The sequence below is a fragment of the Coleofasciculus sp. H7-2 genome (assembly GCF_042747725.1).
Taxonomy (GTDB): Bacteria; Cyanobacteriota; Cyanobacteriia; order Cyanobacteriales; family FACHB-T130; genus FACHB-T130.
This window is the reverse complement of record NZ_JBHZGO010000019.1, coordinates 1-16347: the sequence shown is the minus strand read 5'-3', so window position 1 is coordinate 16347 and position 16347 is coordinate 1. Positions and strand designations below refer to the sequence as shown.

Annotated in this window: 22 protein-coding genes and 1 pseudogene; 11 read left to right on the top strand and 12 right to left on the bottom strand. The window is 45.1% G+C overall.

Features of this window, described 5'->3' with window-relative positions; translation table 11 throughout:
• Positions 1–209 precede the first annotated feature (209 nt).
• The 5 genes and pseudogenes from ACFW2W_RS03385 to ACFW2W_RS03365 form a co-directional block, all read left to right on the top strand.
• Positions 210–2060, top strand: coding sequence for an N-6 DNA methylase (locus tag ACFW2W_RS03385; protein WP_378173329.1), 1851 nt, complete (start codon positions 210–212; stop codon positions 2058–2060).
• A complete protein-coding gene (locus ACFW2W_RS03380; RefSeq protein ID WP_378173326.1) occupies positions 2057–2284 on the top strand; it encodes a type II toxin-antitoxin system HicB family antitoxin in 228 nt (75 codons plus the stop codon). Before ACFW2W_RS03385 ends, ACFW2W_RS03380 begins: the two co-directional genes overlap by 4 nt.
• Entirely contained in the window at positions 2277–2501 is a 225-nt protein-coding gene (locus tag ACFW2W_RS03375) for a type II toxin-antitoxin system HicA family toxin (protein ID WP_378173324.1), read from the top strand. Before ACFW2W_RS03380 ends, ACFW2W_RS03375 begins: the two co-directional genes overlap by 8 nt.
• Positions 2501–3040, top strand: coding sequence for a type ISP restriction/modification enzyme (locus ACFW2W_RS03370; protein ID WP_378173321.1), 540 nt, complete (start codon positions 2501–2503; stop codon positions 3038–3040). The genes ACFW2W_RS03375 and ACFW2W_RS03370 overlap by 1 nt, the downstream gene beginning before the upstream one ends.
• 58 nt (positions 3041–3098) lie before the next feature.
• Positions 3099–3743: pseudogene (locus ACFW2W_RS03365) on the top strand (type ISP restriction/modification enzyme); the annotation flags it as partial.
• A gap of 18 nt (positions 3744–3761) precedes the next feature.
• Here ACFW2W_RS03365 and ACFW2W_RS03360 read toward each other — a convergent pair.
• Together ACFW2W_RS03360 and ACFW2W_RS03355 are read right to left on the bottom strand one after the other, a co-directional pair.
• The gene (locus tag ACFW2W_RS03360; protein ID WP_378173319.1) at positions 3762–3923 is read right to left on the bottom strand and encodes a hypothetical protein; all 162 of its coding nucleotides are present in this window, start codon (positions 3921–3923) and stop codon (positions 3762–3764) included.
• Positions 3924–3925: 2 nt separating this feature from the next.
• Positions 3926–4168, bottom strand: coding sequence for a hypothetical protein (locus tag ACFW2W_RS03355; protein ID WP_378173316.1), 243 nt, complete (start codon positions 4166–4168; stop codon positions 3926–3928).
• Between the two features lie 167 nt (positions 4169–4335).
• Between ACFW2W_RS03355 and ACFW2W_RS03350 the strand changes: the two genes are divergently transcribed.
• Positions 4336–4689, top strand: a complete 354-nt coding sequence (locus ACFW2W_RS03350) for a hypothetical protein (RefSeq protein ID WP_378173314.1) — start codon at positions 4336–4338, stop codon at positions 4687–4689.
• Positions 4686–5093, top strand: a complete 408-nt coding sequence (locus ACFW2W_RS03345; RefSeq protein WP_378173311.1) for an HNH endonuclease — start codon at positions 4686–4688, stop codon at positions 5091–5093. The genes ACFW2W_RS03350 and ACFW2W_RS03345 overlap by 4 nt, the downstream gene beginning before the upstream one ends.
• 58 nt (positions 5094–5151) lie before the next feature.
• On the opposite strand, the gene ACFW2W_RS03340 is transcribed toward ACFW2W_RS03345, so the two are convergent.
• Positions 5152–5817: an SDR family oxidoreductase gene (locus ACFW2W_RS03340; RefSeq protein ID WP_378173309.1), complete on the bottom strand. Its 666-nt coding sequence runs from the start codon at positions 5815–5817 to the stop codon at positions 5152–5154.
• A gap of 429 nt (positions 5818–6246) precedes the next feature.
• The gene (locus ACFW2W_RS03335; protein ID WP_378173306.1) at positions 6247–6405 is read right to left on the bottom strand and encodes an ATP-binding cassette domain-containing protein; all 159 of its coding nucleotides are present in this window, start codon (positions 6403–6405) and stop codon (positions 6247–6249) included.
• Positions 6406–6527: 122 nt separating this feature from the next.
• On the opposite strand from ACFW2W_RS03335, the gene ACFW2W_RS03330 reads away from it, so the two are divergent.
• Complete coding sequence (locus ACFW2W_RS03330; protein WP_378173304.1) at positions 6528–7628, top strand: WD40 repeat domain-containing protein; 1101 nt, start codon at positions 6528–6530, stop codon at positions 7626–7628.
• A 47-nt stretch (positions 7629–7675) separates the two neighbouring features.
• On the opposite strand, the gene ACFW2W_RS03325 is transcribed toward ACFW2W_RS03330, so the two are convergent.
• From ACFW2W_RS03325 to ACFW2W_RS03310, 4 genes are read right to left on the bottom strand one after another with little or no spacing between them, the layout of a single operon-like run.
• Positions 7676–9418, bottom strand: coding sequence for a pseudouridine synthase (locus tag ACFW2W_RS03325; RefSeq protein ID WP_378173301.1), 1743 nt, complete (start codon positions 9416–9418; stop codon positions 7676–7678).
• Positions 9381–9578 (bottom strand): hypothetical protein, encoded by a 198-nt coding sequence (locus ACFW2W_RS03320; RefSeq protein ID WP_378173299.1) that lies wholly within the window; start codon positions 9576–9578, stop codon positions 9381–9383. Before ACFW2W_RS03320 ends, ACFW2W_RS03325 begins: the two co-directional genes overlap by 38 nt.
• Positions 9579–9631: 53 nt before the next feature.
• Positions 9632–10948, bottom strand: a complete 1317-nt coding sequence (locus ACFW2W_RS03315; protein WP_378173296.1) for a response regulator — start codon at positions 10946–10948, stop codon at positions 9632–9634.
• Between the two features lie 50 nt (positions 10949–10998).
• Entirely contained in the window at positions 10999–13368 is a 2370-nt protein-coding gene (locus ACFW2W_RS03310) for an MASE1 domain-containing protein (RefSeq protein WP_378173293.1), read from the bottom strand.
• Between the two features lie 102 nt (positions 13369–13470).
• On the opposite strand from ACFW2W_RS03310, the gene ACFW2W_RS03305 reads away from it, so the two are divergent.
• The gene (locus tag ACFW2W_RS03305; RefSeq protein WP_378173291.1) at positions 13471–13608 is read left to right on the top strand and encodes a hypothetical protein; all 138 of its coding nucleotides are present in this window, start codon (positions 13471–13473) and stop codon (positions 13606–13608) included.
• Positions 13609–14028: 420 nt separating this feature from the next.
• Here the strand turns inward: ACFW2W_RS03305 and ACFW2W_RS03300 are convergent, their stop codons facing one another.
• From ACFW2W_RS03300 to ACFW2W_RS03285, 4 genes are all read right to left on the bottom strand, one after another.
• Positions 14029–14250 carry a hypothetical protein gene (locus ACFW2W_RS03300; protein WP_378173288.1) on the bottom strand — a complete coding sequence of 74 codons (222 nt, stop codon included), beginning with the start codon at positions 14248–14250 and terminating at the stop codon, positions 14029–14031.
• 53 nt (positions 14251–14303) lie between these two features.
• Positions 14304–14501: a DUF4258 domain-containing protein gene (locus ACFW2W_RS03295; RefSeq protein ID WP_378173286.1), complete on the bottom strand. Its 198-nt coding sequence runs from the start codon at positions 14499–14501 to the stop codon at positions 14304–14306.
• 111 nt (positions 14502–14612) lie between these two features.
• Positions 14613–15212: a Uma2 family endonuclease gene (locus ACFW2W_RS03290; RefSeq protein WP_378173283.1), complete on the bottom strand. Its 600-nt coding sequence runs from the start codon at positions 15210–15212 to the stop codon at positions 14613–14615.
• The gene (locus ACFW2W_RS03285) at positions 15209–15337 is read right to left on the bottom strand and encodes a hypothetical protein (RefSeq protein WP_378173281.1); all 129 of its coding nucleotides are present in this window, start codon (positions 15335–15337) and stop codon (positions 15209–15211) included. The genes ACFW2W_RS03290 and ACFW2W_RS03285 overlap by 4 nt, the downstream gene beginning before the upstream one ends.
• Before the next feature lie 150 nt (positions 15338–15487).
• Between ACFW2W_RS03285 and ACFW2W_RS03280 the strand changes: the two genes are divergently transcribed.
• Positions 15488–15775, top strand: coding sequence for a DUF5674 family protein (locus ACFW2W_RS03280; RefSeq protein WP_378173279.1), 288 nt, complete (start codon positions 15488–15490; stop codon positions 15773–15775).
• A gap of 44 nt (positions 15776–15819) precedes the next feature.
• The gene (locus tag ACFW2W_RS03275) at positions 15820–16194 is read left to right on the top strand and encodes a hypothetical protein (protein WP_378173276.1); all 375 of its coding nucleotides are present in this window, start codon (positions 15820–15822) and stop codon (positions 16192–16194) included.
• The last annotated feature ends 153 nt before the right edge of the window (positions 16195–16347 follow it).

Genomic DNA, 16347 nt, shown 5'->3' with positions numbered 1-16347 from the left:
TCATTCAGCTTCAAGAATTGCTTTAACGCTCAAAGACATTGCGATCGCTTCAGTAAGGTTTTGGAGCAATTGAGCAGGAGCGATATACCTAGGGTACGCCACGCGATCGCTGGCGCTGCTGCTCTTCAGATCGCGCTCTTCATTGGAATACTCAAGAGTAGGAAGACGTTTGCCAAAATTTAACTAATTGCACCGGGGTTAAGATTACAATGCCATCTCTCTCCTTTGATGCTTATCTAAAGTCAATTCAAAAGAACCTGCAAAAAGGAAGTGAGCGCAGCCATTACCCAGCATTAAAAGATTTGCTGGATGATCCGAAGAATGGAATTGACGCGGTGATTGAAGAAAAAGGCAACAAAGCAGGGATTCCAGACTTTACGGTAAAGCGGCGAGACTTGCTGGTGGGTTATGTGGAAGCCAAAGATATTGGGCTAGATCTGGATCAGATTGAAAAATCGGAGCAATTGCAGCGATATCTAGAAGCGTTTCCCAATTTAGTATTAACCAATTATCTAGAGTTTCGCTGGTATGTGAACGGGAAGCGCAGACTTAAGGAGATATTGGCACGCAACGATAATACACTGCAAGTAAAGGATGCTGACAAGGTTGCTGCACTGTTGGATCAGTTTCTCAGCTATACAGGCGAGATCATCAGCAGTCCTGAAGACTTAGCGCGACAGATGGCGAGGTTAACTAAGGCGATTCGGTTAGCAACTGAAACGGCTCTGAGCCTAGAGAAATCTGAGGGAGAATTGCATCAATTAAAGCAGGGCTTTAGTGAGGTGTTGCTACCCAATTTGACTGATGCTGACTTTTCAGATATGTATGCTCAGACAATTTCCTATGGGCTATTTGCAGCAAGAGTCGGTCATGCTCAAAATCCGGGGGGTGAGACGTTTACCCGTCGCACAGCAGGAACTTATATTCCAGCAACCAACCCATTTTTGAAGCGGTTGTTTAATACCATTGTGGAAACTGATGCTGTTAGCCAGATTGATTGGGCGATCGATGATCTGGTGCAATTGCTGTCTCAGGTAGATATGGGCAGTATTTTAGAAAACTTTGGGCAGCGTACTCGTCAAGAAGATCCAGTTGTGCATTTTTACGAGACGTTTTTGGCGGCGTATAATGCAGCTTTGCGAAAGAGTAGAGGCGTTTATTACACACCGGAACCTGTGGTGTCTTTTATTGTGCGTTCTGTTGATGCCATTCTTAAAGATCGCTTTGATTTGCCGTTGGGTTTAGCTGATAACGCCAAAGATCCGGTGACGCAAAAGCCGAGAGTGCAAATTCTTGACCCTGCAACGGGGACTGGTACGTTTTTGTATGAAGTTGTAAAGCAAATTTATCGCAATCTAGAAGAAATTGGCATGGCGAATCAGTGGGATAGCTATGTGCAAGATAATTTGCTCAATCGGTTGTTTGGCTTTGAGTTGTTGATGGCTCCCTATGCGATCGCTCATCTTAAGCTAGGTCTACAATTAAAAGAACTGGGTTATCAATTTAAGGGCAAACAGCGATTAGGAATTTACCTTACGAATACGTTAGATGAAGCTTTAAAAAAATCAGAGATTTTGTTTGGTCAGTTTGTTGCACAAGAAGCAAATGAAGCCTCAACGGTGAAGCGAGATACACCTGTAATGGTAGTGTTAGGCAATCCGCCTTATTCTGGACATTCGGCAAATAAAAGTGAGTGGATTGCAGGCTTAGTTAAAGATTATTACTATGTGGATGGTCTACCATTAGGTGAAAGAAATTCCAAATGGTTGCAGGATGACTATGTGAAATTTATTCGCTTTGGTCAGTGGCGAATCGATCGCACAGGTTCTGGAATTCTGGCGTTTATTACTAATCATGGTTATCTGGATAATCCCACATTTCGGGGAATGCGCCAGAGTTTAGAGAAAACATTTGACGAGATTTATCTGATGGATTTGCATGGTAACAGCCGCAAAAAAGAAGTTGCCCCGGATGGTTCACCGGATAAAAACGTGTTTGATATTCAGCAAGGGGTGGCAGTGGCTATTATGGTCAAATATCCAAAGGAGAGAGCAAGATGAAACGAGTTCAGCAGTTTACGGCAATTATTGAGCGTGAAGGCGATGGCTATGTATCGTTGTGTCCTGAACTAGATATTGCCAGCCAGGGTAATTCTGTAGAAGAAGCAAAAAATAATTTGGTTGAAGCGCTACAACTATTTTTTGAATTGGCAGATCCTTCAGAAATACAGAATCGCTTACATACAGAAGTCTTTGTAACTCAGTTGGAGGTTGCAATTGGGTAAGCTGCGCGTTTTCTCAGGTCGAGAAGTGTGCCAAATTCTGGCATCCCATAACTTTATAGAGGTGCGGCAACGGGGTAGTCATATCATTATGCAACTAAAGACTGAAGAAACAACGATTACTGTACCTGTTCCTAATTATGCAGAACTAAAGATTGGAACATTGCAATCCATTATTCGACAATCAGGATTACCCCGTCATCTTTTTGAGGTTATTTAATGGCTAAGATTTATCATGCTGATCTGTGGGGTTCACGAGAGGATAAATATCGCTATCTTCAAGACCATGATGTAACCACGATTGAATGGACAGAAGTCTTTCCTCAATCACCGTTCTATCTTTTCACACCTCAAGACAAAGATTTGCGTACAGAATACGAGGTGGGCTGGAAAATTACAGAAATAATGCCAGTCAATTCAACAGGAGTCAAAACTCACCGAGATCATTTTGTATTTGATTTTGATTTATCAGAACTCCGCAAGCGAATAGATAAATTTAGAGACTTAAATATTTCAGATCAAGCAATTAGTGAAGCCTATGAGCTTCAAGATACGAGAGATTGGAACTTAAGCCAAAGGCGAAGATCGCTCAAGTCAAATTTTGATTGGGAAAGCCATTTTACACAATGTCTTTACCGTCCATTTGACTGGAGAGCTTATTACCATCATGAAGATGTAGTCGAACTTCCTAGAAATGAGGTTACATGTCACCTTCTCATAGGAGAAAACTTGAGCTTAATGTACAACTCGTCAAGTTAATGGTGAATTTAGACATACATTTTGTACTAAATATTCTGTAACAGACTGCACAGTTTCAGTAGCTACACGGGAACGGACTTATCTTTTTCCTCTCTACCTATATCCTGATAATCGGAATGAACAAGTTAGCTTATTTACAGAAAAAGCTATAAACTTAGTCCCAGGCTTTCTGAGTACAATTCGAGAAAAACTTGGCGATATTCCCACACCAGAAGCCATCTTTTACTATATTTACGCCATCTTCCATAGTCCCACCTATCGCCAACGCTACGCAGAGTTTCTCAAAATCGACTTTCCCCGTGTGCCATTGACCAGCAACGATCAACTATTTAAAGATTTGGGTGCAAAAGGTCAGGAATTAGTAGACCTACACCTGATGAAATCGAAAAAACTCAATAAACTGATTACTAAAATGGGTGGCGATGGTGACAATGCTGTTACTGAAGTTATCTACAAACCCACAGAACAGCGTGTTTATATCAACAAAGACCGCTACTTTGAAGGCATCACCCCTGATGTGTGGGAATTTAAGATCGGTGGTTATCAAGTATTAGACAAATGGCTAAAAGATCGTAAAAAAGCCAGACGCACTTTATCTTTTGATGATGTGTTGCACTATCAAAAAATAGTAGTTGCGCTTAAAGAAACCATGCAACTAATGGTAGAAATTGATCAATTGATTCCCAGCTTTCCGATTGAGTAGAACTTGATAACCCAACATTCATGGGTTATGGCTTCGTAGCGCACCATAAAATAGTTTAGCTTTGACCACCGAACACACAGCCATGTCTTCAGTAGGTGTAGAAAGCAAGCGATCGCGCACCGAGGTTGAACGACTATTCAAATACATCACACAAACATTCGTATCCAACAGGTAACGCATTCCTAGTCAAACGCTCCAGCAAGGTCATCATCAAGAGCTTCTGCGATCCCCTGGTCATCAAGAATAATCGGGTCATCTGCACAGATGCCATAGAGAGATTCTAATGATGCTTCAATAGTCGTTAACGATGGAACAGGCTGATAAATTACCATTACTTCTACATCCTGCTCTCTTATCCCGACGGGAATCTCAAGATGGAGAATGCCATCTTGTCCAATGTGCTGCCGTACCTTAATGCTCTCCATCGTTGCTGGCTCCGTGCTTACAACCTAGAACCCCAATACACCCAAAAACAGGGGCAATACATTGCCTTCATCTACTATTACACCAAACTCAACGGCTATCCACGCAGAGAGAAGCTCTCAACTAGATATACAATAGCGAATAGTGTAGTTATTGCGTGGCTCTTGCTGTGGCAACTATCACGATTGAAATTCCAGACGACCTCTCAGAACAACTGACCCAATTAGGCGATCGCTTGCCAGAATTATTGCGGCAGTGCGTTCAGCAGGGAGTCCTTCCCGCCCATGTCTATCGCTACATTCTGGACTTTCTAACAAGTCAGCCAACCCCAGAACAAATAGCCGCCTTTCGCCCCACACCTGAAATGCAAGAGCGGCTCAGTACGTTACTTACCAAAAATCAAAGCGGCAATATCACACCAACTGAGATTGCAGAACTCAACGAGTATGAGCGAATTGAACATCTCGCGATCATGCTAAAGCTTGGCAACTTGCCTTATCTCACGCGCCCCTCTAACTCGTGACATACATATCTGAATCCCTACGCCGTTTGGTTCAAGAGCGAGCCGGATATTGCTGTGAATACTGCCAAATTCCAGCAGATGTTAGCTTCTATGCCCATGAAGTAGATCATGTTATTGCCCTCAAGCATGGCGGTGAAACCATTGCTGAAAATTTAGCCTATGCCTGCTGGCGGTGTAACCGATACAAAGGAACTGATCTTGGCTCTTTTGATCCACAAACCAACGAATTTAGTTTTTTGTACAATCCCCGCACTCAACAATGGAGCGAACATTTCTCCTTAAGAGATGACGAAATCGTTGGCTTAACCCCACCAGGAAGAACAACTGTGCAACTTCTTGGATTCAATAGCGTTGAGCGTTGTGCAGAACGTAGACGAGCAGAGGAAAGTAAAAAAATTGAATGAACTAACCAGCAATGCTCTTGCTCTGTAACTTCCAATTCCTCAAATCTGTGCCGCACATCTACCAAGGCAGTACTTCTCCATTAGCGTGCCAAAAAGTGCCTGTATTCTCCAGCGTTAACTCATCAATCCGAGACAACAAACCCTTCACCGAATCTTCCGGCGTAATGCCACCAGCAGTAAAGTTCGTCATGCGGGTTTGAACTAACCCTGGATGCAGAATCGCCACTGCAATTTTACGCGGTTTGAGATCAATAGACAGGGATTTGCCTGCCATCGATAACGCCACTTTAGACATCCGGTAGCCATAGGAACTGCCAGAGGTATTATCTGCGATCGCTCCCATCCGACTCGTCATCAACACGATCTTGGAGCCTGCTTTGAGAAGTGGCAATAGCGCATGAGTTACTCGTAAAGCCCCCAAAGCATTCACCTCAAACTGTTCCCGAATGCTCTCAAAATCCAAGTCTTCCAGCGTCACGCGCTTGATAATTCCGGCATTGTTAATCAGAACATCAATCCTAGTGTCACCCAGGCGATCGCGTAAAGAAGCAACCGAAGCATCAGAGGTAATATCAATCCCTTCCTCAACATGCACCCCTAGCTGCTTCAATTCCTCAGAAGCAGTGCGACAAATGGCAATAACAACATTACCCCGCGCTTGTAGTTGACGACAGTATTCATAACCAATGCCCCGATTAGCGCCCGTAACCAGATAAATTGCCATGCGAACTCCAACGTCTTAATTAGAGGGACATCCCTAGACACTCATAGCCTATCGGAAACTGTCGCTTACCATCCTGCTCCAGAATGCTGCCGCGTGCTACGATCGTCCGATCAAAATCCCAGGTGAGGATCTGTTGAATTGACTGCTTTAGCGCTCATCCTCCGACTTTCAAGCAGGGAATGAGCTTAAGGTGTTTCAATTTTCCACATTTTTCGAGGATTGTCAGGTCGAGAATGACTTGTAGCCCAATATTTGGAAGTAGAATCCTTTTCGGGCAAGGAGTTCAGGATGGGTGCCTTCCTCGACGATCTCGCCCTCCTGCATCACAAAAATGCGATCGCAGTCTACGGCAGTTTCGAGTCGGTGCGTGACCAAGATCATGGTTCTCAGGCGGCGTAGACGCTGGAGGGCTTCTATCACCCACTGCTTTCAAATCAGCGAACTCGTGGGTTCGTCGAGGATGAGTATAAGAGAGTTAGTGACCAGCGCCCACGCGATCGCTAAATTCTGCCGCTGTCCGCCCGATAGGTTCTGACCGCCCAGTAGGGTATCGTACTGCTTCGGCAAGGTTTCGATGAACTCAGCCACCCAGGAACCGAGGCTGTTGTAACTGTTATGACGGCAACATTGGCGTATACATCTGCCGTCTTATGGGATTGTATCGGCTAGTAATAGAGTTTTTGTCCTGCCTGAACCACATACCTATCTATATGAAAAATCTCAACCAGTTGTCTTGGAAAAACGCGATCGCTCTAGCTGTTATGGCAATTGCCACTGGCGCGATCGCTACACTCCCATTAACAGCCCAATCCTCAACCCAACCCAACTCAACAACACCAACAACCTCTAACTCCCAAAGAGATTTTGAGCAAATCTACGGTTTACGCGGGCATCAAAACGATGTTACTTTTCTGACCTTTAATACCAATGGTCAAATCTTGGTCAGCCATAGCCCTGGTGAGGCAATCAAGCTGTGGAACCTCAAGACGGGTAAGCTGCTGCGTACCCTCAATGAAAAAGTATATGCCGCAGGTGTCGTTGCGATTACTCCTGATGCCCAAACCTTGGTGACTGTTGACAGTAAGGCACAAATTAATGATAAAACAATTAAGGTGTGGAACCTGAAAACTAATAAACTTCTCTACACCTTAAAAGGGCATTCACAACAGGTCAATCGCCTTGAAATTGCTGCGGATGGGCGAACTTTAGTAAGTGCCAGCGATGACAAGAAAGTGTTGGTGTGGAACCTCAAAACAGGCAAACTGCTACAGACTATCAATCCACAATCAACGCCGATTCGGTCAATTGCCCTCAGCCCAAACGGACAGATGCTTGCGACTGGTGGTGGAGATAATGTAGATCAAAATACCAGTAAGGACACCAGCATTAAGCTATGGGATATCAAGACGGGAAAACTGCTGGGTACTCTCGAAGGACATACTAGCCCAATTGGTTCTATTGCGATCGCTCCCGATGGGCAGACTCTTGTGAGTGTGGCAGATTCCATCAAGATATGGAACCTGAGAACAAAGCAGCTTCTCCACACGATACCCGAAGGTTTCGGTTCCATTTCAATTAGCGCTGATGGGCAGAAGCTGGTTGCTACTTCTTGGGATAATTCGGTCAAGTTGTGGAATTTGCGGACTGGAGGGCTACTTAAAACGCTGTTTAAGGCTTCCATTAACGACCAAACTCTTGGTCGCATATACGCAAGCAGCATTGCCTTTAGTCCAGATGGCAAAACTCTTGCGATTGGTTCTGGGGGTGGTTTGTCAGGTTTTGGAATCAGTGTTTTGCGCGGGTCTTTTTGAAGTACCAGCCACCTTTTGGGAAGTTACCGTCATCTAGAGCAATATTATCAAAAGGGCGTTTTTGCTTGGAGATGGAGAGTTTCTCCAGATTGCGGATGCACAAAGCGAAGTTCTCTGGCGTGCAGATGTAACCGACTGGCAGTTGCACGACATCCATAAAGGCGATCGCCCAATATAATTACCCCAAGTCCTCGCGGTGAGGCAGCGTGAACTCGTAGCTGATGGGTGCGTCCGGTTAGGGGGATAAACTCTATGCGAGTCCAGTCTCCTTCCCTGGCGATAACTTGGAAGCGAGTCAAGCTAGCTTTACCCCGTTCATCGACTTTCTGATAGGGGCGATTTTCCGGATCTCCCCATAAAGGGAGTGCGATCGCACCTTGCTCAATTGTCACAGAACCGGAAAGTAGGGCTTCATAAACCTTGTGAACTTGGCGCTGCTGAAACTGCTGACTCAGTTGGCGATGGGTTTGGCGATCGCGTGCCAGCAAGAGAATACCAGATGTTTCTCGATCCAGGCGATGCACAGATGCGATCGCCATGCCATCTGGCAACAGATGACGCAAGCGACTGAGGACACTATCAAAGCTGTCGCGATAACGACCAGGTACTGATAGTAACCCTGCGGGTTTGTTCACCGCAATCAGCCATTCATCTTCATAAAGAATGGGTAGCGATCGCGTCAGCGTTGCGTAGATCGCCGACATCCTAAAGGGTGCGGCTATACAGACTAAGCCTGCCTCCGCAGGCTGGGATATTTGCCAGCCCACGCAGGCGGGCTTCGTTTGTATAGCCCCAGGCTTATAGCCTGTGGGCATCTGAGGCAAGCCCGACAGCAGAAACCCCATCAATGGCTGACAGCGTTCCGCACAGGCTCCATAAAATTCTCCCTGAATTTTGTCCCCAGAGGACGACCCCCACCAAAACTCTGCCATTGCCAGTGGTTTAAGTCCATGTGTTGCCGCATAGTGCAGCAGCTTGGGGGCACAACAGTCTCCGGTTCCAGTGGGCATAGAGCCTCCTGGCATCAATTGCTGCAATGATAGAGACTGCCCGAAAAAATTAGTTAGGCTGTATGCCGCGTGCATCTGAGTCTGCAATTGGCGGGATAGTTCTTTACGCTGTTGTTTTAATTCCCAAATTCGCGATTGGGTTGCTTCAATCAGTTGCTTAATTGGCTGCAACACTTCATTCTGCTGACGTTTGAGTATTCGTCGCTCAATTCCATGCCGACGACTTTCTTCGTCAAGTTCTTCGAGGGCAATTGTTAGCGCTTCTCCAGTCAGTGTTTCGCAGAGTATCTGACGTTTTCGGTGTCGTTGCTGCTTGCAATCTCGATGGCGATCGCTCATTTCTTGCAACTGCTGTTCAAACTTGCGAGAGTGCGTTTCGTACTGCTGCCGTTCTTTTAGTTGCTTTAGGGTAATCAGTTCCTGCTTAATCGCCTCCAGTTTGGCTAAGGTGCGGGCTTCTTCTAGGGCAACTTCGTCTCGTCCCGGAATTGGCGGCACCCAGAGAGCGATCGCGCTATTACCATTCAGAAGACCGGAGAAAGCTTTGAGTACCCGTTGTTCGCCATTCGGTAGTTCAACTAACAATATCCCATACATCTTGCCTTCATCGGAATAACGGTGATTGTTGGCAAGGTGTTGCATTAAATCATAAGCGATCGCTTCTGCTTGCTGAGTGCGGGGTAGTCTCAGTAATTCCCCACTTTGAGGACAACGCCCTTCATAGTAATAGTTTTGAATACCTTTAGCAACCTTTATAGATAGTCTCTTGCGGGTATCCATTATTTTCCTCTGCACTTGTGATTACTCCAGCAATACCTACAACAAAAAAAACCACAATCAGAATCTGCCATGCGATCGAGAGCTTTTGCAGTTCGATGTGTACCACTCTGTCATATTGCCACCGCAGCACTAGCAGTCTTACTGATGAATTTACAGTCACTCACCAGAGCTGATTGAGACATTGACTTATCTGATGTAGCTCTAGAGACTAGATTATACAATCGGAAGAGCGATCGCAAACTCTGTACCTCTTCCCAATTCAGAATTTACTTCGATAGTTCCTTCGTGCTTTTCAACAATAATTTGATGAGCGATCGTCAGTCCTAGACCCGTTCCTTTTCCCACGGGTTTAGTCGTGAATAGATGATCGAAGATACGTTGCTTGACATCTTTCGTCATCCCCATCCCATTATCTACAATCCGGATTGCAATCTGCTGTTCATCTTTCATTTCGGTTTGAACTATAATTTGGTTGGGATTTGCTTTAATCGCTTCATAGCTGTGCCCCAGGTTCCCTTCTTCCAAAGCATCGATTGCATTTGCCAAAATATTCATAAATACCTGATTGAGTTGCCCTAAATAACACTCAACTTTAGGAATTTGACCATAATTTTTAATTACCTGAATTGCCGGACGATGTTCTTGAGCCTTCAAACGATGTTGCAAAATCATCAGGGTACTCTCAAGTCCCTCATGGATGTTAACTGATACCTTGAAATCTACATCAGCACGCGAGAATGTTCTGAGTGATGTACTAATGTTGCGAATTCGATCGATTCCTGTCTGCATAGATAAGAACATTTTGGGTAAATCGTCTAGAAGATATTCAATATCAATCTCTTCAGCTTTTTGTTCAATTTCTATGCCAGGATTAGGGAACTTGGTTTGATAAAGACGTATATAATCGACCGCATCTTTAACAGCAAGAGTAGCTTGCTCTAGATTGCCAGTAATACAACCAACTGGATTATTAATTTCATGAGCGATACCAGCAACCAACTGACCAATTGTAGACAGTTTTTCATTTTGAATTAACTGCAATTGCGTTTTCTTTAATTCTTGCAGGGTGCAGGTTAATTCAGATGTGCGTTTTTGAACAACTTGCTCAAGTTCTTGTTTTTGTTGTTCGAGTTCCAAGCTCAAACGCCGAATTTTTAAGTGGGTTTGAATCCGGGCAAGTGCTTCTTCTTGGCGAAACGGTTTTGTAATATAGTCTACTGCCCCTAAATGTAACCCCTTCACTTTGTCTGTGGTATCAGTCAGCGCCGTCATGAAAATCACTGGAATGTTTTTTGTAGACGGATCTGTCTGCAATTTACGGCAGGTTTCAAATCCATCAATTCCTGGCATCTGAACATCTAGTAAAATCAAGTCTGGCGGATAATTCTTGGCTTGCTCAATTCCACTAAGACCATCCATTTCCACCAAAACTTCATAGCCAGACGAACCCAAAGCATTATGCAATAATTCTAGATTGGTTGGATTATCATCAATTACTAAAATAATTTCGTTACCGGCATTGCCTGACATTGTTTAATTGCTCCTGCGGTCGAATTCTGGTGTATTTATAGATGGGCAAATTACTCCGCCTTTTCCTGAAGAAATTGGCGAATTTTCTGAATATTAAATTCTTTCACTAACGAACTTAATTTGTTGACAAACGGCTGATAGTTTTCATCTAGTTGGGCAAGTCGTTCCAGTTCTTTTTGGATGCCTTTGATTTGTCCTCGCTTGGCATATTCCAGTAGGTCTGACAGTTCAGATAGGGGTGGCACAGCGAGTTCGGTTGAGGTTGCGATCGCGCTTTCAATCGGTTTTGCCTCAGCATAGATCCAGTCCAGTTGCAGATGTTTTGCCAAGAGGCGATATAACTCCTCGACTTGCACGGGTTTAGCCAGAAAATCGTTGCCGCCTGCTGCAAGGCTTTTCTGGCGATCGGCATCATACACGCTTGCCGATGACACAACGATTGGCACATCCTTCAACGTTTCTGACTGGCGCACCAGCGCGAGAAAATCCCAACCATTCATGATAGGCATGAGCAGGTCAGTAATAATCAAATCCGGTTGAACCCGATCCGCCTTCTCCAACCCTTCCTGTCCATTGCTGGCTTCAATGACAGTGAATCCCAACGGTTGTAGCAAGTTAACAATCACCGAGCGATTTTCCCATCGATCGTCCACAATCAAAATGCTTCGGCGATCGCCTGTATAACCAGCAATCCGTCCAGTGGTAACTGTGTTAGTTACTATCCAGTTCGTCGCTAAAGAACACTCGATCTCAAACTCAAACGTACTACCAACTTTCGGTAAGCTCTTAACGTGGATGTCCCCTCCCATTATCTCGACAATTTTTTTGGTGATCGCAAGTCCCAATCCAGTCCCCTCCGCTTGTCGCTTGGTATCACCAACCTGCTCGAAGGGGAGGAAAATTTGCTCTAGTTGTTGTGGTAACATCCCAATGCCAGTGTCTTCAACAGCAAAGCGAAGCTGAGTGAACGATGGTTGCTGCGAATTTTCAGTCACCTCCACTCGTAATGTCACGCTACCGGAGTCGGTGAATTTGATAGCATTGCCCAAGAGGTTCAGCAGCACTTGTCGCAAGCGTTTCTCGTCGGTGGCGATCGCAGTCGGCAAATTAGCGGGTGGCTGATAAATGAACTGAATGCCTTTTTGCTCGGCGCGGATGCGGCAAATCTCCTCGACTCCTTGCAGGAAGGCAGGTAGATGTAAATCGCTCAGATGCAGTTCCATCTTACGTGCTTCGATTTTGGAAAGATCGAGTACGTCTTCGATCAGCGTTAGCAAATGAGAGCCGCAATTATAGATGATGTCGATGCCGTGTTGTTGCTGTTCGGTAAGATTGGGGGCAGCAGAAAGAACTTGAGCATACCCCAGGACACCGTTGAGAGGGGTGCGTAATTCGTGGCTCATGTTGGCAAGAAATTCACTTTTAGCTTGGTTGGCAACTTCGGCAGAATTTTTCGCCTCATTGAGTTCAGTCGTCCGTTCTTCAACTCGTTGCTCCAATTCATCATTCGCTTGCCGGAGTTTTCTTTCTGCCTTGCGGTTTTCATTCGTCACCGCAGAGATGACAAATGTGGTGATCGCAATGACACAAATAAACGATTGCAGCAGGATAAGCGATTCGTTGGGCGAAGCTTGTTTGGCGAACGAGCCGAAGCCGCGAACGGTTCCAAAAACTGCGATCGCTGACACAATTAGCACGAGTAGCGTTGATACCCGCGCTTCAAACCGAAATGCCGACCAAATCAGTGGGGGAATTACCATGTATTCGATTGGGTATCCTCCCGAAAAAGCTATCTGATCGAGCGCTATTACCCAGACCAATACAAATACAAACTCTATAATTTGTTGCTTGTCGAATTTTTTTTGAAGTTCAGATTTTTGCAACCATGCCAGTAATAGGGGTGTAACGACCAAAATGCCCGTGCTGTCTGATGCCAACCAGGTTCGACACACTTCTGCAAATGCTGCCCAGGGCGCAATCCCACTTGTGCAAAGCGTGACAGCAGCTAGGAGGGAACTGATCAGGGGGGTGGGTATGGTCAGGATGATAAATTTAAAAACATCTTGCGATCGCTCTAAAAAATTGTGGCGTTTGATGAAGCGATTAATTAAAAAAGTTCCGGTGAATGGGGTGATCAGGTTGACAGCGGGAATAATAAGACTGATTAAAAGATTGTTCGGGAAAAAAAGAATATGGCTAACAATGAAATCACTCACAAATAAGATCGGCCAGACGCGATAGCCCAGTAGCAGCATCGCTGCCAAAAAGACACCGAGTGAAGGCCAAAATACGGAGGCACCATTGACAAATGTCGTGGATAATCCGACATATCCCAAATAGAGGTGAACAATCGGAATTACCAGCGCTGCTATCAAATAAGTGCGATCGAGTTTAACTGGGAACTTCTGCTTTATCGCCATCGGCTGCATTTCATGTCTCCGCGCACATACCATAAGAGCAGCAAATCTCCAGAAAGGCTGCTACCCTTATAGTTCCCAAATTGAATTTGAAGTTAACAGCGGGTGAGATCGAGTTGGGCTAAGCCAGAAATTTCGATTGGGGCTAAGGCAAATATACCTGGCGATGTTCGTAATCGCGGCTACACAAACTCTCGTCCGGATGGTGCGCGGACTATTGAAACCCGCTGGCGTCGGGTTTAGTCTGCGTAGATACGAATTTTATTCGCCCTTTTATATAAGCATTGGAATACTCCCGATGAGTCCTACCCTCTGAACCGATAAGTTAACTGCGCGAATGTTGGACGCGATCGCTTATCTAACGGTTACACTCAAGATCAAAGCGCTCATCCCCCAGACTTGAAAAAACTGGCGAAATAACACTTCACGCGCTGATTGTTCCGCCGCTCTTGGGAAATGATGTTGTAGGCGATCGCAATGATACGATCAAGGCGACTGTCTACGGCACGCTACGCGAACTGACTCTTTCTGTGCAACGCGCGAACTGACAGGTCGGCGCAACGCTATCGCACTATACTAGGATATGCATCGAACCTTCATCCCCGGCATTGCTCCACCTCCAGTACAATCTGAACCTGCGTGGTGGTTCGCCTTTGTCGGTAATCAGCTGTTGGTTCGACTGGAAGGGAGTCTCACCACAATTCCCAACCTGATCAGTCTGGCAGAGATTGGCTTAATACCCGTGCGAACTGACAAGTCAGCGCAACGCGCGATCGCAATTTCTCGGCACCCTAGACGATAAACCTTTTCTGCATAGGCGATCGCCTCATCCGATAGCTCAATCACAAGTGCATCAACATCTTTGCTGTATTTAACTGCTTTCATAACGACTCCTCCTGCCTGGATAAAGTGTAATTACTAAAATGAATGCCTCGTATTCAAGGGTAGACAACCCGTAACACCAGATTCTCATTCAACTGTTTTTGTGCTATGACTTTTTCTCCTTCTCCGGGTTCTCGTCTATCAGGAAACCGAATGGTTTGAACTATAAACTCCTGAGCAATAGCAATTCCCCGTTCACTTAAGAGGTCAATTTTTAACAGGGCGTGGTCACTGAAACGGATTTTCTTTGACATGGTTATAACCCGATAACTCAACACCTAATGCGGCAATTTGTTGGTTCATCCAGGCAGTTGCAGTGGCTTCATTTGTCTTAATTACCCGTTCCACTCCTGTCTTCGTAATCTTTAGCTATTGCTTACTTCCGCTGACTCAAACTCAACCTTGTCATATATATCTGCCAGCGATATTTGAAATGGAATAGAGTTTAGAGATACCGTTTCATTGGTATCGTCATACTCGGAAAATGTCCAGCGTTTTTGCTCGGTTTTGAAGTATTGCTCAATGTGCATGGTGTACTGGTCAATTAATAGATACTCCTGAAAACTTGGAATAGTTCTATAAGCAGCAAATTTTGCATCTTTGTCATAGCTTCTGGTGGACGCAGACAACACTTCAGCTATCATTAGCGGATTGGTAATGGTGTCTCCTCGTCCTTCTTGCAATTGCAACTCACCTTGAACTATCATCACATCAGGATAAGTATAGATGCGTTTTCTAGGAATCCAGAGTCGTTGATCGGTGATAAATACTCGATAAGGTTGACGTTTGAGCGCAAAATTCAACGCCGCGTAAAAGTTGCCAGTAATTTGATTATGATTCGGGGTTCCACCAGTCATTAGGAAAATTTCACCGTTGATATATTCATGCCGTTCTTCTGAGTTAACCTCAAACTCAAGGTACTCTTCAGGTGTGTAAACTTTTTTATCTTCAGCTTGCATAATCATTTAATTTCAACTCCCAATGCTTCAAGTTGTTGGTTCATCCATGTAGTTGCAGTGGCTTCATCGGTTTCAATTGCCTGTTCCACTCCTGTTTTAGCAATTTCTCGCAACAAAGCGATCGCTCTCACTGTTTATCCTTTACATCCAGAGCGTGCGATAGCGAAGCGCTGACTTGTCAGTTCGCTCCCACCGTTCATTACAAATAGGTAGGTGAACACGCCTCCGTTGTTTCCTTACCCCTGATAAACTATGGAACAGCTTACTCAGATGGACTTTGAATGATTCTCATCATCCGCGATCGCGCTACCAAGGCGCAAATTGATGAAATGCTGGAGGCGCATGGTTTCTACATTAAACTAGCAGTAGATATCGAGCATGGAATTCTTGCTGGTGGTGGGGAGCTTCATGCGGATTGCGAAGCGGTGTTGCTGGAAGATGGGAGTACGCAGGAAAATATATGGGGAGCGAGTTGGAACCCATTGACGCAGGAAGTGTTTTATGAATCCCTGATTAATATCCGCCCCCGTCAAAATAATCGCTCAATGGAGATTCTTGACCCAGCATAAGATGAGCAAGTTGCCCAAATAACTCAGGAATTATTAGGAGGCGTATGAAAGATTGGACGGCGAAGCGAGAGCGTTATTTGCGTGAATCTGTACCTACGCGCTTGGGGGAACTCGCTGCAAATTTAGCTCGAATTCGGTCATTTTCTAATAACGACCTGAATCACGATGCAGTTGCCCATTTAATAGAGGAAAGCAAGTTCTTCATCGAGTGGACAGCAATCGATGCTGGAATAGATATTGCAGCAGAGTTAGTTGAGTTACAAGTGCAATTAGCTCGTTGGCAATTAGGTTGGGCAAACATTTGGGCAGATGATGCACAACGAATGAAAGTTGCCCAACAAGCTAAAATTTGGTCAGACCGCGTGTTAGAGATGTCAGGATTGCTGTCTGAGGCAGTTACATCAGCGACTCAAAGCTGAAATTTCATGGAATGACTTATTAAAACTATAGCTGTCGCCAGGTGCATTAGGACATAGACTATGAGGGATGTCGTTGTCGTCTATTTTCAAACTTTTATGGCTAAACCCTACAGCTATGACCTGCGGCAAAAGGTGATTGAAGCGATCGAGCTG